The sequence below is a fragment of the Xenorhabdus griffiniae genome, assembly GCF_015163655.1.
Taxonomy (GTDB): domain Bacteria; phylum Pseudomonadota; class Gammaproteobacteria; order Enterobacterales; family Enterobacteriaceae; genus Xenorhabdus; species Xenorhabdus griffiniae.
Genome location: NZ_JADEUF010000080.1, coordinates 1 through 18717, shown reverse-complemented (window position 1 = coordinate 18717; position 18717 = coordinate 1). Strand labels below are relative to the sequence as shown.

Genomic DNA, 18717 nt, shown 5'->3' with positions numbered 1-18717 from the left:
GGATGATAATTTCAGAATGGACGATTGACGCGTCGTTTAGCCGACGCGTATCCGGACTTTCAGTCCGTTAATCACTAACCCACCGACTTTAGTCGGTGGTTGTTCAGTTCAGCCTTTTTATTTTCAGCAAACATAATTGAGTTGTTCATTGAATACATTACAGGGTTCCTTGCATAGTCAGGATTATTTTACGACTGAGCAGGAACCTATTTGGTATGAAAATAAATGCGTTAGTTGGTCTGATAGCGATAACGCTAACCGGATGCGTGGCTCCGGTAAAACAACCATCGTCTCCTTCCTCAAAAGAAATTTTCCCTTCCGTCACTCTGACACGAAACATCCAATCGGTTTCACCGGATATTTATCAGCCAATGCCTGAAGTTGTCCGCTACGGGCGTTATTTACTGGTGAGTACCGACCCGACAGAGGCACAACGTGACCCACTTTCCCAACTGATTCATATTCAGCTCCCCGTTTCCCAGAATCCCACGGTTGCTGATGCCATGCGCTATGCATTGCGTCAATCGGGTTATTCGTTATGTACGCTGGGAAAAACCAATGCCATCTTATATCGCCAGCCGTTGCCGTCGGTGCACCATCAGTTAGGCGCTGTCCGTTTGCGTACCGCGTTGCAAATTATGGCTGGTCCGGCCTGGCAACTGGAAGTCGATGAGGTGCAGCGTATGGTGTGCCACCATCTGCGGCCGGGCTATCAGTTACAGATTCCGGCTAAACAAACGCAACAGGGAGGGCATTGATGAAATGGCATCGTTTCGGTTTATGGGTATGGTTGCTGAGCAGTTCGGTCTGGGCAGCCACACCGACACCTTTAACCTCGCAGCAGACGCAATCAATGGAAAACCAACAGCAATCCCTGAAAAGTCAGGCTGAACAGTGGCAGTTAAGTGCGGAGGAATATCAGCGTTACCAGCAACTGATGAAGGGACCACGGGGTATCCAATCGCCGGGGCTTGATCCGTTGACAACATTAGGCATTGAAGCTGAAAGCGATACCGAGCGCCGTCGTTATGCTGAACAGTGGGTTAAATCAGAGTTTACCTACCGGGGATGACGACGATGCCCTGATGCCAGTGAGTTTGCAGAAAATCGCCGAACAGATGCGACGGCACTACCGTACCCGTGAAGCCTGGTGGGAAGAGAAAGGGTAATTTCACGTCATGGCACAGTCAGAAAATCAATCCCGACAAGCTTCCCAACCGCCTCGTAAGCATGGCCTGTTGTATCGCCTGTTATGGGAATGGCCGTGGCAACTGATTGGCTTTATTATCATGTCATGGCTATTCAGCCTGTTGCTGGAATATTTGGGGATGACTTTTTTCTGGCCGGATGAGGGTGCTTCCCACAGCCAGACGATGATGAAAACGGAGCTGCAATTTTTATCCACGGAGTTTACCCAAAGCCTGCTGTTGTCAAATCCTGCACAAACCGTCTCAGCATGGCTGTTACAGGCCTATCAATGGCTGTTTGTGGACAGTGGTTTTATGCCCTGGATACAGGGGCAGCAGCACTATCAGCTTAATAGCCGTAATGATTTTCTGCGTGAATTCAATGCGGTATTACAGGAAGTATCGGGTTATTTACGGGAATATTGTCTGGCTACTGTGTTTATCACGATGGTGACGCTGATCCGGCTGGCGATCCTGATGCTGTCCGTTCCGCTGTTTGTGATGGTGGTTTTGGTCGCGCTGGTTGATGGATTGGGACGACGGGATTTACGGCGTTACGGGGCCGGATATAAATCCAGTTTTGTTTATCATCATGCCAAACGGGGTATTAAACCGGCCTGTACCATTCCTTGCGTACTGTATTTATCCTGGCCGGATGTGGTGTATCCGACAATGATATTATTGCCGGCAGCGCTATTACTGGGTATGGCGGTGATGATCACGACTTCAATGTTTAAAAAATATCTTTAAAGTGCTGATGCAGGAATATAAAACGTTTTTTGTTTTGTATTCCTGCATCAGCAGACAAGCCGCACAGCGGCGCGTCAGTGATCATTTTCATTAATAAATTTTGTTTATATTAAATTTTAAAAGAAAATTCTGATGTTAAAATGAGATAACAAAATAAACCATATTTAATAAAAATCATTCTATTTCATTATGTTGTTAATATTTTAGACAAAATAGAACGAGATAAATTATAAACAAAAATTATACGGCCAATTATTAATATTTGAACAATATTCCATATAGAATAATACTATTATCCATGATTCATAGCTGGATGAAGAGCGTATGTTCAATAATCAACGCCCTGGTAACACAACTCCTCCCCAAGATTACTACTCAGAGCTTGGTTGGATGAGAAAACAATTATCTTATCTTCCTGTTGGAACAATATTAAATCATGGAAATAGTTCTGGAACGGATGGTGGGGCTGGACAGTCAGGGATATCAGGATCTGCAATTTGGTTGACATCTGAAAATGATAGAAATGCTGCTTTTGCTTATTCCCAGCGCACTTATTTATTACAGTATGAGGTTATAAGCAAACTAACATTAGCAGTGTTTGATGAATTGAGCAATCAAGTATTTCCTGACGAGCTCGCATTATGGGATCGGGCTCGGAGAGAATATAATTTGGATGGTGTTTTGACATACTATGAGATGAGCCAAGAGATTTGTCTGTTTGACAGAAGCAAAATACGGATAAAAAATCAGGTTAGATTTTAATCAAATATTTAAATTTTTTTCATGCATGTTTTGGCCCCGTATGTCTTTCATTTATTATCCTTTATTAATTAACGCTCTAAATTTTACTGCATCTTCAAATCAATCAGGTATAAGGTACTATAAAGCTGCTCTATACCTGATTGGTAGTATCTTCAATTAGTCCACCCACTTACCTAATTCTCACCAACCCATAACCAGTTTATTGCTGATTTGAATCAGTATTCATCGCATCCTCGGCATTCATGAATCCATGACGAGGAAAATGTTTATGCGTGGTAACTTTTCAAACGCCGGTTCAGCTTATCTTTTGGGGCTGACGTTGTTGTGTGTACCGCTGGCGCAGGCGGCGGAGAAAGATGAACTGGCGAGCGCCAAGCGCTTAATTGAACAGGTGCAGATAGCCCTGGAACGGGCCAGCATTGCCGAAAAGCCCTCTGACACGTCAACACGGCCTCGTTATGACTTTGATTACGGCCGTATCAGAGCGGATCTCAATACCATCAAAGCCGGTATCGATCGTTACCTGATGCCTTCCCGCGATCAGCCCCGTGACCCTGTCCCCCTCTCCGGCGATGACCGTCAGGAACATCCGCAATGACCTCGACACAACGCAATGCCTTTGAAGTGGCCTCCGGGCATTTTGACATCACTTTTCTGTATCTGGTGTGCGTTGGATTCTTTTTAGCCACGTTGTTTCTGTGGGCGGCCTGGGCCGCAGTGGATGTCTGGCATGGCTGGGCGAATGAAAAAGTGCGTAATGAGACCCTCAGCCAGTTTGCCCTTCGAACCGCGGTATTGCTGGTCGTGGCTGTCTGGATGTTTGCCAGCTAATGCAGCGAACATAATGAAAAGGAACAGAGTCAATATGAAGCAAATTTTTACCGTTTGCCGGCGTATCAGCACAAACCTGATGACACGGGTCAGCTCGTTCATACTGTTATTCGGACTTTCCTGTGGATCAGCCTGGGCCGATTTGCCTGCTATCGAACCGCCGAAAAGTGGTGGCGGAGGCGGATTGCTGGGACAGGCGAAAGGATACGCGCAGGATGGTATTGTCATCGGCGGACTCATTCTTTCCGCTGTGGCTTTTTTTAAAGTGGCCTCGGCCGCTGTCGAAACCTTTTCCGAAGTGCGGGATGGCAAATCGACCTGGACCCAGTTTGGCGCTATCGTGGTGGTCGGCGTGGTGTTGTTGGTTGCCGTGATTTGGCTGCTGTCGAAATCGGCCAGCATTATTTTTTAAGGCCGTCACCATGCAGACGATCGCTTTCTTACCTGACCGTTTAAACGCCGAGCCGGTAGTCTTTCGCGGGTTCACCACCCCTGAGATGGGACTGGCCGCACTGGCCGGGATCGCACTCGGACTGGCCGTCAGTCTTCCCCTGATCCCATTAGCCGGCTGGGTCATACTTCCGACCGGCATGTTGGTCGAGCCCTTGTTACTGATCAGCTTTGGCGGGCGCTGGCTTGCGCATGCTAAACGTGGCAAGCCGGAAAATTATATCTGGCTGAAACTGGAAGAGAAAAAACGCCGACTGGGTATCGGTGATCCGGCCTTGATTATTGCCGCTCAGGGTTGGTCGTTGCGCCGCAGCAGGAGAGCGCGATGAGCCGGTTCCGTCATGCGGTGAAAAACCGGGATCAGCATATTCTGACTCTGCGAGTGGTGTGCGGCATTTTAGTGCTGGTATTGCTGCTGAGCCTGACGGGTTGGATGGCCTCACCGCGCAATCTCACCATCCATAACCCGCCAGATTTACGCACCGGCAGCACCCGTCCGTGGTGGGAAATCCCTGCGCCCAGCGTCTACAGCTTTGCCTTTTATATTTTCCAGCAACTGAATGCCTGGCCGAAAAACGGGGCACAGGACTATCCGGCCAAAATTTATGCGCTTTCCCCTTATCTGACGCCTGCGTGTCAGGATTTTTTGCGGGAAGATGCCAAAACCCGTGCTGACAGTGGCGAGCTGTTCGACCGGGTGCGGGTGGTGTATGAAATTCCCGGCCGGGGCTATGGGACACGCAGTGTGACAGTGCGTGACCGGGATAACTGGGTAGTCCGGCTGGATTTGGTGGCCGATGAATATTATCACGCTGAACCGGTTAAACGGGCACTGGTGCGTTATCCGCTGAAGGTGGTGCGCTGGGAGGGCGATGCCGAGCGTAATCCCTTCGGGCTGGCACTGGACTGTTACGACGGGATACCTCAGCGGCTGGAAGCCATGCCACAACCGCAGGAAGAGAAAAAGGGCGTGTTTCAATGAGAGGATATCTACCTGGCTGCCGTCGTATTGGGTTAGGACTGGTCAGCATCTTGCTGTTCAGCGTGGGCGCAAAAGCTGATGAAATAATGAAGTGGGAACGTATTCCATTATCCCTCTCACTCAAAGTGGGGCAGGAACGCATTATTTTTGCTGACCGGAATGTCCGCATTGGCTTGCCGCCGTCACTCAGTGATACATTGCGGGTACAAAGTGCCGGCGGGGCGGTGTACCTGAAAGCCAACCATGCTTTCCCGCCAACCCGCCTGCAATTGCAGGACAGCGAAAACGGCGAAATCATTTTACTGGATATCACCGCGAGTAAAACGGGCGCAACGGAACCCGTGCGTCTTGTTTACCCGGATGAAAAACCAGCCGCCTCAAAAGCACAATCCCAGAGCCGAACGGAATTATCGGCGCCCGTACCGGTGGCCTTAACCCGCTATGCCGCACAGCAACTGTATGCCCCGTTGCGTACCGTCGAGCCGGTGGCCGGCATCCAGCCGGTGAATCTGCATTTGCCCTCGTCCATCACGACACTTTACCCGTCAGAGCCGATTGCGATTACGCCACTGTCAGGCTGGCGATTACATAATCACACCGTTGTGGCACTGAAACTGCGCAATACGGCCAAACGCACACTCACCCTCGACCCGCGAGAATTACAGGGGCAGTTTGTGACTGCCACGTTCCAGCATCGCTGGTTAGGTGAAACCGGCTCACCGGAGGATACGACGGTATTGTACCTTGTCACAAAAGGGCAGCCGGATAACGCTTTTATCCCCGAACCGGCATCGGTGAAACCGGGAGGCCGCCATGGAGGTTAAGTCCAATACGTTGGTGAAAATATTGGTGCCGACGGTATTACTTATCGGCGGGTTTATCGGCATCAAAAGTTGCAGTTCAACGGAAGGTGTCGCACCCAGCACGACGTCGAATAATGTACTGGCCACGCTGTCACCGGAGGAGTTACAGGCACTGGGTGTCGGGGGCGATACGCCGGAAGATACCCTGCGTACCCTGATAGGGGCACTGAATAAAGTGCGGGCAGAGCAGAAGCGTTTAAGTGAGCAGAATAGCGATATCCTGAAAGAAAATGACCAGTTAAAGCACCAGCGCCTTGATGTTGTCAGCCAGATAGATGCGGCGGTTGCCGCCATCCGTCAGGACGATGAACAGCGTCAGCGCACGTTGCAGGATGAGCAGCAAAGTTTGCTGGCACAAATTGATTTGCTCACTGAGCGGTTAAATTCGACACCTTTGTCTGCACCGGAAAGCCAAAGCGCATTGAGCAGTCAATATGCAGCCAATCCAGTCAGGGGGCAGGAGGAATTTATCTGGGTCAATCCGGCGGATGAAAAACCCGCAGATATCCAGACCATGGCCAATGGAAAAGCCACAGCGCAATTCCCGACTGCTTTTTTAAGTGAACCACCGGCAACGGAGCAAAATACCCCACCGAATTCCTCGCTTAAGGAAGAAATCGAAAAGCCGGTCTATACCCTGCCGGAAAATGCCACGCTGGTCGGCAGTCGGGCGATGACTGCGTTATTAGGCCGGGTGCCGGTCAATGGCACCGTGACCGACCCTTACCCGTTCAAGATCCTGATTGGCAAAGACAACCTGACCGCCAATGGTATCGAACTGCCGGAAGTGGAAGGTGCGGTGGTTTCTGGTTCAGCCAGTGGTGACTGGACCCTCTCCTGTGTCCGTGGGCAGGTCAATTCCATCACGTTTGTGTTTCAGGATGGCACCGTGCGCACCTTGCCGGGCAAAGGGCAAAATCAGCAGGGTATCGGCTGGCTGTCTGATGAAAACGGTATTCCCTGTATCAGTGGTGAACGTAAATCCAACGCCAGCACCTATCTGCCGACGCTGTTTGCCCTCTCGGCTATGAACGCGGCCGGGGACGCCCTGAACGAAAGTCAGCGAACCGCCCAAACCCACGGTGCTGGCGGCATCACTTCCGCTTTAACAGGCAATGCCGGACAGGCGGCATTAGGAAAAGCCATGGCCGGTGGCATGAACGAGATGAGCGAATGGCTCAAACAACGTTACAGCCAGACGTTTGATGCGGTCTATGTCCCACCCGGTGCCGGTGTTGTGGTGCATATCACCCAATCTCTGGCAATGGATTACGAAACAAAAGGCCGTAAGGTGCGCTACGACTTTAGTGAACCCACTCAACATGATACTCAGGACGCATTAGATTAATGGAAAAATCTGTCTTTCAATGGCTATTTAGTGCCAGCCAACCCTATTGCCTGCAAATCAACAGACTCTCACACGCTGAACCTGTACCGGTTCAGCTCTACTGGTGGCCTGCCCATCAAAAAGCGTCCCGGCTGTATCTCGTCATCGGCAATGCGTGTCAACCATTGGATGACGGTGATTTTACGGTCTGGCGCCTGTCAGATACACAGTGGCAATCCGTGGTGGCAGGCAACAGCGAGGCTGAGCCTGAACAGTGGGAGCGCCTGCCGTTTACGGTATCGGAACTGGCCGTCCATCCTGAGTTTGCCGCGTTTACGGCTATTGGCACTACGGAGACCGAAGTATGCGGAAAATAACCTATTCTATCGTGCTGTGTCTGACTGGGCTGTTGGCAGGCTGCGCGACCTCGAAAGAGACCTTGTTACCCGCCGGAAAGCAGACGGTGCTGGCGATGTGGCAGGGCAATAAAGTCGGTCACTCTGCCGTGCAGGCAAGAACCGCATTGCGCAGAACGTTGACCGAGACTGAACGGCGCCGGGCGCTGGAAGCGCCCTATCACTACAACCGTTCGGCTGCGCAGGAAATCAGCCAGCAGTTTCCCCGTCTCCCCAATCCCGATATGGTGATGTATGTCTTCCCGCATCTGGCGGCCGGCAATACGCCGATACCGGGCTACAGTACGGTATTCCCGTTTTATCAGCAGGTACAGTACGCCCTGCCGGGTGAACGCACGGAGGCCCTGTAATGGAAATTCCCAAGGCACTGTATCGCCCCGGCAAGCTGCGTGAGGCGGACGAAACTGCGATTTACCGGGCCAATCCTTCCATCATCGATTATCTTCCCTGGGTGGAATATCTGGAAGACGGGCAATGCCTGTTGCTGGATGACGGGATTTCCGTGGGGGCGGTTTATCGCATCGAACCGGTGGTTACTGAAGGGCGTCCAATGGAGAGACTGATTGAAATTCGGGATCAGCTGGAGGATGCGATCCAGGACAGTCTGGAGGAAGATGATATTTCGCCGTGGGTGGTGCAGTTTTTTTGTCAGGACGAAGATGATTCAGTCAGTTACCTCAACACGTTACGAAATTATGTAAAACCCTGGGCGCAAGGTACGGCTTTTACGGAGGCCTTTCTGGCCGAGTCCGAGCGTCATCTGAACAGCATTGCCCAGCCGATATTTCACGACAGCTTAATTACCGGGCAACCGTGGCGGGGGCAACAACGCCAGACGCGTATGGCAGTTTATCGCTGGCTGCCTGCGCACAAGTCTCAGGCAAACAACTCTATTTTATCTTCAGTTGTTGCACTCAACCAGGTCTGTGAGCGACTGGTTTCCTCACTGGCGGCGGCGGGTATTGTGGCTGTTCGGCAGAATGGCGGGCAGATCCACAGTTGGTTGTTACGTCATTTTAATCCATCCCCGGACTGGGGCATGGCAAAAGCCGATTTTTACCACACGGTGAGTTATGAAACGCCCACGCAGCTTGATCTCCCGATCCATAATGACTTTGCCGAAAGCTTGTGGTTTACGCCACCGGTGTCTGATCCCGAAAACGGACTCTGGTGGTTTGATGGTCTGCCGCATAAAGCCATTCCGGTTGAACGTTTGCGCCGCCCGCCGGAGCCGGGCACGCTGACGGGTGAAGTGAAACGGGGCGATAATATCAATGCGCTGATGGATATGATGCCGGAAGGCACCGTAGTTTCCCTGACTATCGTGGCGCAGGCACAGGATAAAACCCACGCAACCGCCGATGGCACCGAGCAGGTGACGTTCACCGTCATGGTGATGGACAGCCGTGGCTGGGGGCTTTCGGATCAGATGGTTGAGTGGTCAGGGGACTTCAGCGAGATGATGTCTGCGGAAACCCGGACAGACCACTGGGGAAATGTAACTGCGACTGTTGTCAGCCACCATCAGGGAAAGGGGGTGGTTAGTGCACGGATCGGTGATCAGCAACAAATATCGCCGGTGATCGAATTTGTTTCGCCGCTGCGCATTGAAGATACCGCTGCTGTTGACCGTCAGGGGGGCAATGCCAACCAAAAATCGTTTGGTCTTCGGGGGCCCTCCGTACTCTGGCGTGGTGCAAAATTCCGCCTTATCACGGCAGGCAATACGGGCCGGGTAAGCTGGCAGAGTGATTCTCCCGCAGTTACGGTATCGGGTGATACGGTGACGGTGCAGCAAAATCCTGATGGAATAAGACTCACGGGTACTGATGAGACCGGGCAGCAGGTCGAATTGGCCTTGACGGTTCACACTTGGTTTGAGCGCTCTGGCCTGACAAAAGACTTTTATTCAAATGCGAAACAGCTTTGCAAATCACTTGGTAGCCGGATTACCTCCAAATATGTGCTGGAACAGCTCTACGAGGAATGGGGCAATTTTTATCTTTATGATGGCTGGGCACGGGAATTTTATGTGACCTCCACGGATTACTTGGCCGCCAACTCAGGTTCCGCAGAACATCAGGCAAAATGGGCGTTTTGGGCAGAAACAGATCGGTGGATGCGAAATGGCTGGCCGATGACCGGATTTGCCTGTAGTCGTTAATTGTATTGGCCTACCCGAATTCTTCAATAAAGCTATCGAAATATTTATCACGCATTATTTATACTCATAATAAATATATAAAGTGACTGTTAAAACAGTCACTTTAGCAATGGGGAAATAATCAAATCTCTTGAATATCTGGATCTGCAAATTGACGAAGAATATCTAGATGAATATGCATATCCAGTTTTCTGATATTTTCTAGTTTAATCTCACCGCCTAATACAATGGCAGGTTCGAAACCAAAAATTTCATTTTCATTTAATGGGCCATGTTTTTTTACGGCTTGGGCAAAAATACCTGTTTTTTTGCCACCTTTTAAGTCAAAATGGCTAATTGATTTGCTTGAGAAGAAACTGACGATATCAAGTTCTAAATCTTTTTCATTTTTATTAAAGTTGTTGTCTTTATCGTATGTGATTTTATTAAAAATACAAGATATTGATAAATTTATCCCCGTTTTTTCACCACAAAGATAGATTTTACCAAATCCACTTCTAGCAATAACATGATAAGCATCCATTGACTCAAATGGTGTATCTTCTAACCACATAAATAGGTTTTCATAATACTGAGAGTATCAGATGTTGGGGTTCCTTACCCCGCGCGGCGCGCAGGGTAAGGAATACTCCTATTATTTTGAAACGCTATTTATCAACAATGTCTTCATAATCATCGGGATTGACAATGCTAAATAATCCATCCTGATAGCTATTCCAGCCTTCTGTTTTCCAATAATGTAATAGTTGGTTGGGTAACTTTCCTCGCCATTTTTCTATCGATTCAGAAGGTACGGCTATATGCTGAGTAGCTTCCCCGAATTCTTCAATAAAACTATCGAAATATTTATCACGCATTATTTATATTCATAATAAATAAAGTGACTGTTAAAAACAGTCACTTTAGCAATAGGGAATAATCAAATCTCTTGAATATCTGGATCTGCAAATTGACGAAGAATATCCAAATGGATATGCATATCTAATTTTCTGACATTTTCTAGTTTAATTTCACCGCCTAATACAATGGCAGGTTCGAAACCAAAGATTTCATTTTCATTTAATGGGCCATATTTTTTTACGGCTTGGGCGAAAATCCCTTTTTTTGTACCACCTTTAAGATCATTTGACTCTGGTGTTTCAGCTGAGAAACAACCTGAAATATCTAGAGAAAATTGGTTATCATCTTTTTTATAAAAGTTATCTTTATCAAATGTAATGGTATTGAATAAACATGATATAGATAGATTTGTTCCTGTTTCTTCCCCACAGAGATATAGTTTACCAAAACCACTTCTAGCAATAACATGATAAGAATCCATTGATTCAAATGGAGTATCTTCTAACCACATATCAACAATGTCTTCATAATCTTCGGGGTTTACTATGCTAAATAGTCCATCATGGTAATTATTCCAACCTTCAGTTTCCCAATAGTACAATAGTTTTTTTGGCAGTTTGTCTTGCCATTTATGTATGGAACTCATAGCAACACTTCTATGTTGAGTTGCTTCGCCCATTTTTTTAATAAAATATTCAAAGTATTTATCACGCATTACTTTTCCCCCTTCCCCTGCATAGTTCTAATTGAACGTTCATCTTAGCGTCACCCAATCCACTGTCAACAGCCTCTTTCGCTGCATTATCAAGAGCTTTTATTCTTCCACCTTTCCAGCTACCGCCTATAGCACTGTTAATTCCAGAATCACCCATTTTTTTAGGTGCATATTGCCCATAACCTCCTGCTACCATATCGGGTTCATGTAATGCAGCTAATCCTTGAAGTGCCTCTTTAGCATTTTTTTCTGCTATTATATCAGCCTTATCAGGATCCATCCCTTTTGAAACTAACTTTTTATGTATACTTTTTCTTATATCAGATTCTGTTTGGTCTCTAAAATCTCCTTGAGCATTTGCTGCTTTGCCATTCCGCTTATGTTTCTTATAAGCATCCCTGGCAATTTTGAATTCTTCAGGTGACATACTATTAATAGCATCCTGCTGTCTTCTTAATTGCTCGGAATACTCATCTAAAAATGCTTTTCGCTCTTTATCCGTTTTTAACTTCTTATATCGCTTGCTGTCATAAGGATTAAAACACGGCACCTTAGTCTTCTTAACCCCTTTGACTTTACCCCCTTTATTTTGCTGTTTTTCTTTCAGTTCCTTTTTAAGCTCGTCTGGGTCTTTGGAAGGTGTTGTTTTATCTCTTTCAGCCGCCCGGGTCTCTTGTCGTTTAGCTCTGGAGTTTCTTCGCGCAACTCCCTTTTCCTTGCCAGCGATGATCGACATGGCCTTTGACCCGCCTTGAGCGATACCTTTCACCGCTTGCTTGAATACCCCTTTGGGGTTTAAGTCAGCGAGGGTATCCCCCAATTCTTCTGCCGCGCCTTCTGGCTTAAATCGGTATTCGTCCAGATTCGCGTTTTCCATGAGCGCATCAGCCTTATTCGTTAATCTATTGGCTTCTGCTTCATTCCCCGCGGCTTTATGTGCTAATGCTTCCAGTTGCATATCCACCGCAGCATTAGCCTGATGGCCTTTATATACCACTTCAGCAATATCAATGGCCGTATTTCCCAGATTTTTCAGGATACCGGTTCCCACATCGCCGACTTTTCCCCAAAATCCTTCCTCACTCTGGGTAGTCGGCTTGATAACGGGATTCGCTTCTTTAGGCACCTCAGTCGATTTCGGCGGTTGCCCGGTAATTTCCCCTAACGTATTACCCTCACCGGTCGGGGCATCGTCATGCGCCCGTTTTTTCCATAATGCCTCATTACTCGCCGGTTTCGGCGGGATTTTTTTGATTTTTGCCATGTCCTTATGCTCCGTTCATCCAGAATTTGTCACCGTGGCGCAACAGCAATTTATTGCCGACCCGCACACTTTTTGAATGCTCCTGCGCTTTGGGGTGGCATTTCCCCCCCACTGTGCCGCTTTTGACGCCATTCGCCACACCGGGTTCATCGCCCAGCGTTTGGGGAACAAACGACTGTGCAAAAACCACAACAGGTTTGCCATTGGCGCGCACGGATTTTACCGGCACGGAACTGTCTGCCAGTTTGGCCATCACGGGGTAAGGGATTGGGGGCGTGGAAGAGCCCATCGGGGTTTTGCAGACATCCGGTAAAATGCCGATGACCATCCACTGGGTGCCTGTCCGGGCAAGGTAATTATCAGCCATAAATATGTATCTCCGTCTCGTCTTTGTCATCCGGTGAGGCAATTCTTATCAGCGGTGCTGCCGGGTCCATTTCAAAACGGGCTTCCATCACCCGAAGGGGCGATGTTGCCTCAATGTGGTAACGGTAAGTCATGGTGAGCGTGAGCGCTTCGCTGTCGATAATGAGGGTATCGGCGTACATCCGTTCCGGGAGCATTTCACCACTGAGCATTCTCAACAGGATCAGCGGCCGGTGCCCCGGCAACTGGACATGCAGTTCACCATCTGGAGTCAGGTTGAACAGGCTGATACGGATATCAGGAGCAGGAAAGTCAATTTGCTGGTCGTCCGGCGCGTTATTCCAGTAACGAAAACTGAAATCATCGGGGAGATAAGGATGGCGTTCTGTCAGCCACTGCTCATCATAGGTGCCTGCCAGTGTGCGGCGGGGCAGCCAGGCACGCCCGATAATTCCCAGTCCCGCAGGCTGACAGACCTTTTCCGTGATGGACGGCGGCGAATTCAGCCACTGCGCAAAGTGGGCTGCCGTTATCGGCGCATCAGGGTGTTCAATGCGCGGTGCCGGGTAGCGGGAGAGGTCTTTTGCCTTCGCATACCACGGGGTGATAAAGCCCGTCCCCAGCGGATTGTATTCCCATGTGGCATGGGCAATGGGGGCATTGTCTTTTTCCGGATGCTGTTCCCGCTGGGTGTCGGTCAGACGGGCCTCTTCGGGCACGGAAGCAGCCGCATCATCCTTTTCATATACTTTGCATTCCCCGCCAAAGGCATCGCAGTAATCCACCGGTAACGTCGTGAATTTTTGGGGCGGCGTCAGTTGCCATTCGCCTTGTGAAGCACGCTGAAACTCCCGCTCTCCCCAGACATGCAGGGTTTTATCGATCAGCGCTTGCCCGTCACGCGTGGTGACCTGTAACCGGACAGGCACTTTTTCACAGGCTTCACCCCCTGGGGCGTAGGCGACACCATTGACTATCACGTCACATTTAAATTTCAGCGGCGCTAAATCACTTTCCTGCAAAACCGATGACCGGTTCATTTCGCCGGAAAAGGTATCCTGTACCGTCAGTTCGCCATAAGGGGCGGCCAGTACAGGCTGGTAATGCCCCGCACCCACCGGCTGGAGCTGGTAGACGATTTTCATGGCAACAACATGATATTCCTCGTCTTCAGTATCCAGCATTTTGTAATTAATGACAGAAAACGGGGTCAGGTTTCTGAATTCCATTGTTTGGCTCCTTAGTTCAGGTCAATGTCTTGCGCACTGATTTGGATGGCATCCGCGGCGTCAAACAGGAATTTGGTGCTCTGGATCGTGACATTGCCGAACTTGTCCATCCGCAGACAGCTGCTGCCGCAACGTAGTTCAATCACATCGCCGACCGTAATGGCTAACGATTCGCCCACCGTGTGCGTATGGGTGATCCCGACGTCCTCTTCCTTGTGCTCGAAGACATTGATGGTCTGGTTTTTTTCGACGGTTTCACTGTGGTTAGCCAGCACATGGGTTTCGCGGTTATTGAGTACGGTGGTTTTCATGTCTTTTTGCGCATGAATAAACACTTCCTCACTGCCTTTCGCATCCTCAAAGCGCAGTTCGTTGAAGCCTTCCCCTTTGTGGGTTTTGGTTTTAAATGTGGTACGGGTTTTCGCGGCGGGTAAATCCAGTGGCGGGCGGTTGACGGCGTTATAGACACTGCCGGTCACTATCGGCCGGTCAATATCGCCGTTAAGGTAAGAAACAATCACTTCCTGCCCGATACGCGGGATAGCCATAAAGCCAAAGCCATTGCCACTCCAGCCCTGAGCCACCCGAACTCAACAAGATGCGATGTCATCGGCTTTGTCGTAGCGGTTCCAATGAAAATGGACTTTAATCGCACCGTCTTTGTTGACGAAGATTTCTTCGCCTTCTGGCCCGACCACGGTGGCACTCTCATCCCCATCCGCCAGGGGCTTATAATGAAAGGGCGGGCGCCAGTCGGCATAGCCATCGATAAAGCTGAACTCATTGCTGAGTGTGGTGCCCTCGCCACCATGGTCACCCAGTGCCTGCGGACAACGTCCTTGATGGCTAATCCCGACAATCTGCCAGCAGGTATTGAGCGGGGCATGGGGATGGGCGGCAATGTTGAAAATTTGCCCCGGCATCAGTTTGATGCAGTTATTTTGCCCGTTGCCGGTCTGCATCTGGTTTTTTTCAAATCAGAAGATAATGTTTTCTTCACGTATGGTTATAATACGTGTAGCATGTAGGCATAGAAAAATAAGTGCGCGGGATTATAATTTTCATCGTCAACCTGACATAATATTCAATTTCCATGTCAGCGTTTTGCATATATGACAAAATTATTAAAGGTGAGTGAAAATGGAAAAAAATATAGTGTCATTAATGATTGAACATGGTTTTACTTCAAAGGATATTAGCTTGATAAAAGCTGCTTCAGAACGATCCGGTTATTAAATCATGCAGGGAATATATATTTTAAAAAGAAAATATTATGGTGTTGTTGTTGTTGTTGTTGTTTTATTACTCTTTCTTTTTTTATTTGCATGTTATTATTCGCTCATGATATCGATGATTATATTAATACTGCGCTTACATTTTTTATTGCAATGCCAATAGTGTTATATTTTTCATCTGTAAGACTAACATATAAATCCTTTATGTTTATAAAAAAACATAAAGGATAGATTAAATTATTACTTGTTGTAGTTTGGATTGTTGTATATATCATAGGCCGATTTTATCGTAAGACCATCGGCCGTTATTTCGAAGCCTAGTGCGTATCCACTCATAAGTTTGTAACCATGTACATAATCTTCATTAATGTGATGAAATAATCGCCATGCATCAGGTTTTAAGGTACGCGATAATAATGCATGAGTAGACAGTGATAAATCTACTCCTGCATAAACTAGGCTTCCTGTTGTTTTACTAGAGCCCAAATATTCAAAGGTATTTTCATATCCTAATCTGACCAATCCTTTGTAGTTTGGATCATCTTTAATTAGAGCCATAGTATTCTCTTGAATGGCACCAAAACCATGAACTACTAATCCTGCTCCTGCCACATAACCAACAGGTATCCCAAATACAGTAATAGTTGCTCCTGATATCAGGCCTATTCCTGCAACTATTTGTGATAAACCTACGACTATGCCAACTCCTTTTAACACATAATCAATATTATCCATTCCCCGATTATTTGTCTCAATGAGGGCATATTGTTGATAAAGTTTATATCTGCACAAATGCTCTTGATATTCTAAGTGCTTTATTTCATTTCCCATCATTTGAAGAATGGATTCCCTTTCTTCAGCGTTGTCTGAACTAAATATATGACGCTCATATAAATCAGTTAAATAATTTAACTCGTCAATATATTTTTTTCTTAATATATTACTGTTAATGAATATTGATGTAGAGAGTACCAATTGCCGCATTCTTGTTTTTTTATGCAATGCTTGTGTTCTAAAGTAAGACTCTCTACCAGAGCGACCGTATAAACCATACATTTTAGTAAATCCTATCTTCCCAGAAGCTATATCCACTAGTTCCCGCTAATCGATGTTGCCATGTAATACTTTTATATTTCAATGAAATTATTTCTTGAGGTTGGGAATCATTATGTGTTAATGAATTAGGACAAATAATATCAATATTACTTATTGTTGCACCTGTTATTTTTATTGTGAAATAATGAGATAATCCACCATTTTCATCTGTTCTGTATATATCAAGAGTACAGTCCAACTCTTAATTATTTGATGTTGCGACTCCTAATAATGGAGTTGATTTATATTTTCGAAATTATATAAGTGTAAACTATATACTCTATTTATAATAATGAAATTATCAGTAGTTATTTTCCTTATTCCGCGTATCAAGTGGGGAAAGAAATACTCATCTCATTTTGAAAATCTATTGAGATAGTTGTACCAGCAATTATCATTTAATGAATTGAGATTGCAGAAATCTGACCTGCTAGTGATCAGTAACCGCGCCCGTTTGGCGCAATGTCACAATGATCTTGCTGTATTCCCGTGTCCTGTGTTTTTTGGATCTACTTATCCAGGACAATGAAAGGCTCAATATGTAGGGGACGACAGGTGCGGAACCGTAAGGTGTATTTCCCCTCAGCGGTGGTTACCCCCATTATTTATCACCATATCAACGATCTGTGCTTTTACTCCGGGGTTGCAGGCTTGATAGGTGTAATTTAATTGAAAGGTTTTATGGCAGGCATAGCAGTGATAACGATGATGACTACTGCTGCCTTTTCCATGTCTTTTGACATTTTCTGTTTTCTGACAATAACGACAAACCACATCAACTTTCGCCATATCTTACCTACCATAAAAAACGAGGATCTGACCACAACATCTAATTATTGGGTGCATGACCCGAAAAACATCGCATCCTCAGCATTCTGAAATCATAACGAGGTGAATGTTTATGTGGGATAATGTTTCAAATGCCGGTTCGGTCTGTCTACTCAGTCTGGCTGTCTTATGTACTCCTCAGGTACAAGCGGCGGAGAAAGATGAACTGGCGAGTGCCAAACGCCTGATTGAGCAGGTACAGATTGTGCTAGAGCGCGCCCGTATTGCTGAGCAATCTGCTGACAACACCCAATCACCCCGTTATACCTTTGATTATCAGGACCGAGAACTGCAACTGGTGATTGATGAAGGGCATATCACCACCAATCCATTACTCTCGCCACATGACCAAAGTTGTGAAGATGTGGCGTAAACTCGGTGCCTGGCTGTGGCTCGCCACCCAAAACCTTGCGGACTACCCCGATACGGCGGAAAAGATGCTGAATATGGCCGAATGGTGGCTGTGCCTGACCATGCCACCGGATGAAGTGGAACAAATTGCCCGCTTCAAAAAACTGAATGAAGAGCAGAAAGCTGTCCTGCTCTCCGCCAGTAAACTCCCGCGCTGCTATACCGAAGGCGTGGTACTGGCCAAGAAAATTGAAGCCCTGTTTCGCGTTGTACCGTTGAGTCTCTATCTGGCGCTGGGCATGACGGAAAAAGAAGAGAAGGCCGAACGGCGGACATTGATGCGTGAGCATCAGTGCAGTGAGCTGGAGGCGGCGATGTTGGTGGCGAGGAAGATGGATGTGGCGCGGGGGATTGAAAGCAGGTTTTGAATATTCTTAATAAAAATTCCTAATGGAGACAGAAACTCTTATTCTCTTGTAATAAGTAGATAAAGGATAAGAGTTTTTTCTCATAAAACTTTTCAATTCTATAAATCTATTCTTCTGCATTTATTCTTTATGACTCATCGTGGAATGAACGAGCTTATACTCCAAAGGTAGAAAGTACTGCTTTGGTGCAAAAAATTACTCTTTATCAAAATCGTTAAAAAATGCCCTGCAATGTATAAAAGCGCAAAAAAGGTACTAATTACCACGATCATGTAGGTATTTTCGTGAAAAATCCCTATAGTTGGAGCGGATTGACGGTTATATAATTTTGTCTTTTAATAAAACCATTTTTGAAAACTACGCAGTAATAGTTAGAACCACCATTGGTATGTACCCGATTTCTTCCCGTTTGTTTAAGGTATTGTTCGACAAAAGCTCTGTTACTTCCATTATTAAGATAACGCTGATAAATATCGTTATGTCTAAAATTTATGTAAACTGAACCTACATATCCTTTAACTTCACGCGATGCTCGACTTTCGAGGTGAGTTGAAATGACATAGCCTGTCCTTTATAACTTTAAGTGACCAAACTGAAAGAAATAAAGGAACAAAAGGCTATGTCACAACAAGAT

At 47.0% G+C, this 18717-nt stretch carries 21 protein-coding genes and 6 pseudogenes; 17 read left to right on the top strand and 10 right to left on the bottom strand.

All coding sequences use genetic code 11. The features are described from left to right. Nucleotides 1-215 precede the first annotated feature (215 nt). The 15 genes and pseudogenes from pilL2 (at nt 216) to IQ211_RS20005 (ending at nt 9732) form a co-directional block, all read left to right on the top strand. Nucleotides 216-758, top strand: a complete 543-nt coding sequence (gene pilL2, locus IQ211_RS13065) for a PFGI-1 class ICE element type IV pilus protein PilL2 (protein WP_189760681.1) — start codon at nt 216-218, stop codon at nt 756-758. Next, a pseudogene (locus IQ211_RS13060) lies at nt 758-1057 on the top strand (TIGR03759 family integrating conjugative element protein); the annotation flags it as partial. The gene pilL2 and the pseudogene IQ211_RS13060, both read left to right, overlap by 1 nt. After that, nucleotides 1029-1169 (top strand): hypothetical protein, encoded by a 141-nt coding sequence (locus IQ211_RS13055; RefSeq protein WP_193836371.1) that lies wholly within the window; start codon nt 1029-1031, stop codon nt 1167-1169. The pseudogene IQ211_RS13060 and the gene IQ211_RS13055, both read left to right, overlap by 29 nt. A gap of 9 nt (nt 1170-1178) precedes the next feature. Beyond that, on the top strand, nt 1179-1937 hold the full coding sequence (locus tag IQ211_RS13050) for a TIGR03747 family integrating conjugative element membrane protein (RefSeq protein ID WP_189760682.1): 759 nt from the start codon (nt 1179-1181) through the stop codon (nt 1935-1937). A 324-nt stretch (nt 1938-2261) separates the two neighbouring features. Then, complete coding sequence (locus tag IQ211_RS13045) at nt 2262-2699, top strand: hypothetical protein (protein WP_189760683.1); 438 nt, start codon at nt 2262-2264, stop codon at nt 2697-2699. Between the two features lie 268 nt (nt 2700-2967). Then, the gene (locus tag IQ211_RS13040; RefSeq protein WP_189760698.1) at nt 2968-3297 is read left to right on the top strand and encodes an integrative conjugative element protein, RAQPRD family; all 330 of its coding nucleotides are present in this window, start codon (nt 2968-2970) and stop codon (nt 3295-3297) included. Further along, a complete protein-coding gene (locus IQ211_RS13035) occupies nt 3294-3530 on the top strand; it encodes a TIGR03758 family integrating conjugative element protein (RefSeq protein ID WP_189760684.1) in 237 nt (78 codons plus the stop codon). The genes IQ211_RS13040 and IQ211_RS13035 overlap by 4 nt, the downstream gene beginning before the upstream one ends. Before the next feature lie 79 nt (nt 3531-3609). Continuing rightward, nucleotides 3610-3942 (top strand): TIGR03745 family integrating conjugative element membrane protein, encoded by a 333-nt coding sequence (locus IQ211_RS13030; RefSeq protein ID WP_223281806.1) that lies wholly within the window; start codon nt 3610-3612, stop codon nt 3940-3942. Between the two features lie 10 nt (nt 3943-3952). Further along, nucleotides 3953-4309, top strand: coding sequence for a TIGR03750 family conjugal transfer protein (locus IQ211_RS13025; protein ID WP_189760686.1), 357 nt, complete (start codon nt 3953-3955; stop codon nt 4307-4309). Next, nucleotides 4306-4962 carry a PFL_4703 family integrating conjugative element protein gene (locus IQ211_RS13020; RefSeq protein ID WP_189760687.1) on the top strand — a complete coding sequence of 219 codons (657 nt, stop codon included), beginning with the start codon at nt 4306-4308 and terminating at the stop codon, nt 4960-4962. The genes IQ211_RS13025 and IQ211_RS13020 overlap by 4 nt, the downstream gene beginning before the upstream one ends. Then, on the top strand, nt 4959-5786 hold the full coding sequence (locus IQ211_RS13015; protein WP_189760688.1) for a TIGR03749 family integrating conjugative element protein: 828 nt from the start codon (nt 4959-4961) through the stop codon (nt 5784-5786). The genes IQ211_RS13020 and IQ211_RS13015 overlap by 4 nt, the downstream gene beginning before the upstream one ends. Continuing rightward, entirely contained in the window at nt 5776-7173 is a 1398-nt protein-coding gene (locus IQ211_RS13010) for a TIGR03752 family integrating conjugative element protein (RefSeq protein WP_189760689.1), read from the top strand. Before IQ211_RS13015 ends, IQ211_RS13010 begins: the two co-directional genes overlap by 11 nt. Then, nucleotides 7173-7529: a hypothetical protein gene (locus tag IQ211_RS13005; RefSeq protein ID WP_189760690.1), complete on the top strand. Its 357-nt coding sequence runs from the start codon at nt 7173-7175 to the stop codon at nt 7527-7529. The genes IQ211_RS13010 and IQ211_RS13005 overlap by 1 nt, the downstream gene beginning before the upstream one ends. Then, nucleotides 7517-7918 (top strand): TIGR03751 family conjugal transfer lipoprotein, encoded by a 402-nt coding sequence (locus IQ211_RS13000; protein WP_189760691.1) that lies wholly within the window; start codon nt 7517-7519, stop codon nt 7916-7918. Before IQ211_RS13005 ends, IQ211_RS13000 begins: the two co-directional genes overlap by 13 nt. Further along, nucleotides 7918-9732, top strand: a complete 1815-nt coding sequence (locus tag IQ211_RS20005) for a TraC family protein (protein WP_311062211.1) — start codon at nt 7918-7920, stop codon at nt 9730-9732. The genes IQ211_RS13000 and IQ211_RS20005 overlap by 1 nt, the downstream gene beginning before the upstream one ends. Before the next feature lie 121 nt (nt 9733-9853). Here the strand turns inward: IQ211_RS20005 and IQ211_RS19910 are convergent, their stop codons facing one another. The 10 genes and pseudogenes from IQ211_RS19910 to IQ211_RS12940 form a co-directional block, all read right to left on the bottom strand. Next, a complete protein-coding gene (locus IQ211_RS19910; RefSeq protein WP_189760692.1) occupies nt 9854-10285 on the bottom strand; it encodes a T6SS immunity protein Tdi1 domain-containing protein in 432 nt (143 codons plus the stop codon). Between the two features lie 94 nt (nt 10286-10379). Next, on the bottom strand, nt 10380-10589 hold the full coding sequence (locus tag IQ211_RS19905) for a GAD-like domain-containing protein (protein WP_189760693.1): 210 nt from the start codon (nt 10587-10589) through the stop codon (nt 10380-10382). A 62-nt stretch (nt 10590-10651) separates the two neighbouring features. After that, nucleotides 10652-11287, bottom strand: coding sequence for a GAD-like domain-containing protein (locus tag IQ211_RS12980; protein WP_189760694.1), 636 nt, complete (start codon nt 11285-11287; stop codon nt 10652-10654). Beyond that, the gene (locus IQ211_RS12975) at nt 11280-12551 is read right to left on the bottom strand and encodes a polymorphic toxin type 15 domain-containing protein (RefSeq protein ID WP_189760695.1); all 1272 of its coding nucleotides are present in this window, start codon (nt 12549-12551) and stop codon (nt 11280-11282) included. The genes IQ211_RS12980 and IQ211_RS12975 overlap by 8 nt, the downstream gene beginning before the upstream one ends. A gap of 4 nt (nt 12552-12555) precedes the next feature. Continuing rightward, nucleotides 12556-12948, bottom strand: coding sequence for a DUF4150 domain-containing protein (locus IQ211_RS12970; RefSeq protein WP_223281805.1), 393 nt, complete (start codon nt 12946-12948; stop codon nt 12556-12558). Beyond that, entirely contained in the window at nt 12911-14101 is a 1191-nt protein-coding gene (locus IQ211_RS12965) for a DUF2169 family type VI secretion system accessory protein (RefSeq protein ID WP_228011598.1), read from the bottom strand. Before IQ211_RS12965 ends, IQ211_RS12970 begins: the two co-directional genes overlap by 38 nt. A gap of 56 nt (nt 14102-14157) precedes the next feature. Continuing rightward, nucleotides 14158-15114, bottom strand: a pseudogene (gene tssI / locus IQ211_RS19610) (type VI secretion system tip protein TssI/VgrG); the annotation flags it as partial. A 507-nt stretch (nt 15115-15621) separates the two neighbouring features. Continuing rightward, nucleotides 15622-16473, bottom strand: coding sequence for a DUF4225 domain-containing protein (locus tag IQ211_RS12950; RefSeq protein ID WP_282885609.1), 852 nt, complete (start codon nt 16471-16473; stop codon nt 15622-15624). Beyond that, a pseudogene (tssD, locus tag IQ211_RS12945) lies at nt 16439-16720 on the bottom strand (type VI secretion system tube protein TssD); the annotation flags it as partial. The gene IQ211_RS12950 and the pseudogene tssD, both read right to left, overlap by 35 nt. A 350-nt stretch (nt 16721-17070) precedes the next feature. Then, a pseudogene (locus IQ211_RS12940) lies at nt 17071-17265 on the bottom strand (IS1 family transposase); the annotation flags it as partial. A gap of 106 nt (nt 17266-17371) precedes the next feature. Here IQ211_RS12940 and IQ211_RS20165 point away from each other — a divergent pair. Together IQ211_RS20165 and IQ211_RS12930 are read left to right on the top strand one after the other, a co-directional pair. Continuing rightward, nucleotides 17372-17527: pseudogene (locus tag IQ211_RS20165) on the top strand (integrative conjugative element protein, RAQPRD family); the annotation flags it as partial. 51 nt (nt 17528-17578) lie between these two features. Next, a pseudogene (locus tag IQ211_RS12930) lies at nt 17579-18083 on the top strand (conjugative transfer ATPase); the annotation flags it as partial. Nucleotides 18084-18717 lie beyond the last annotated feature (634 nt).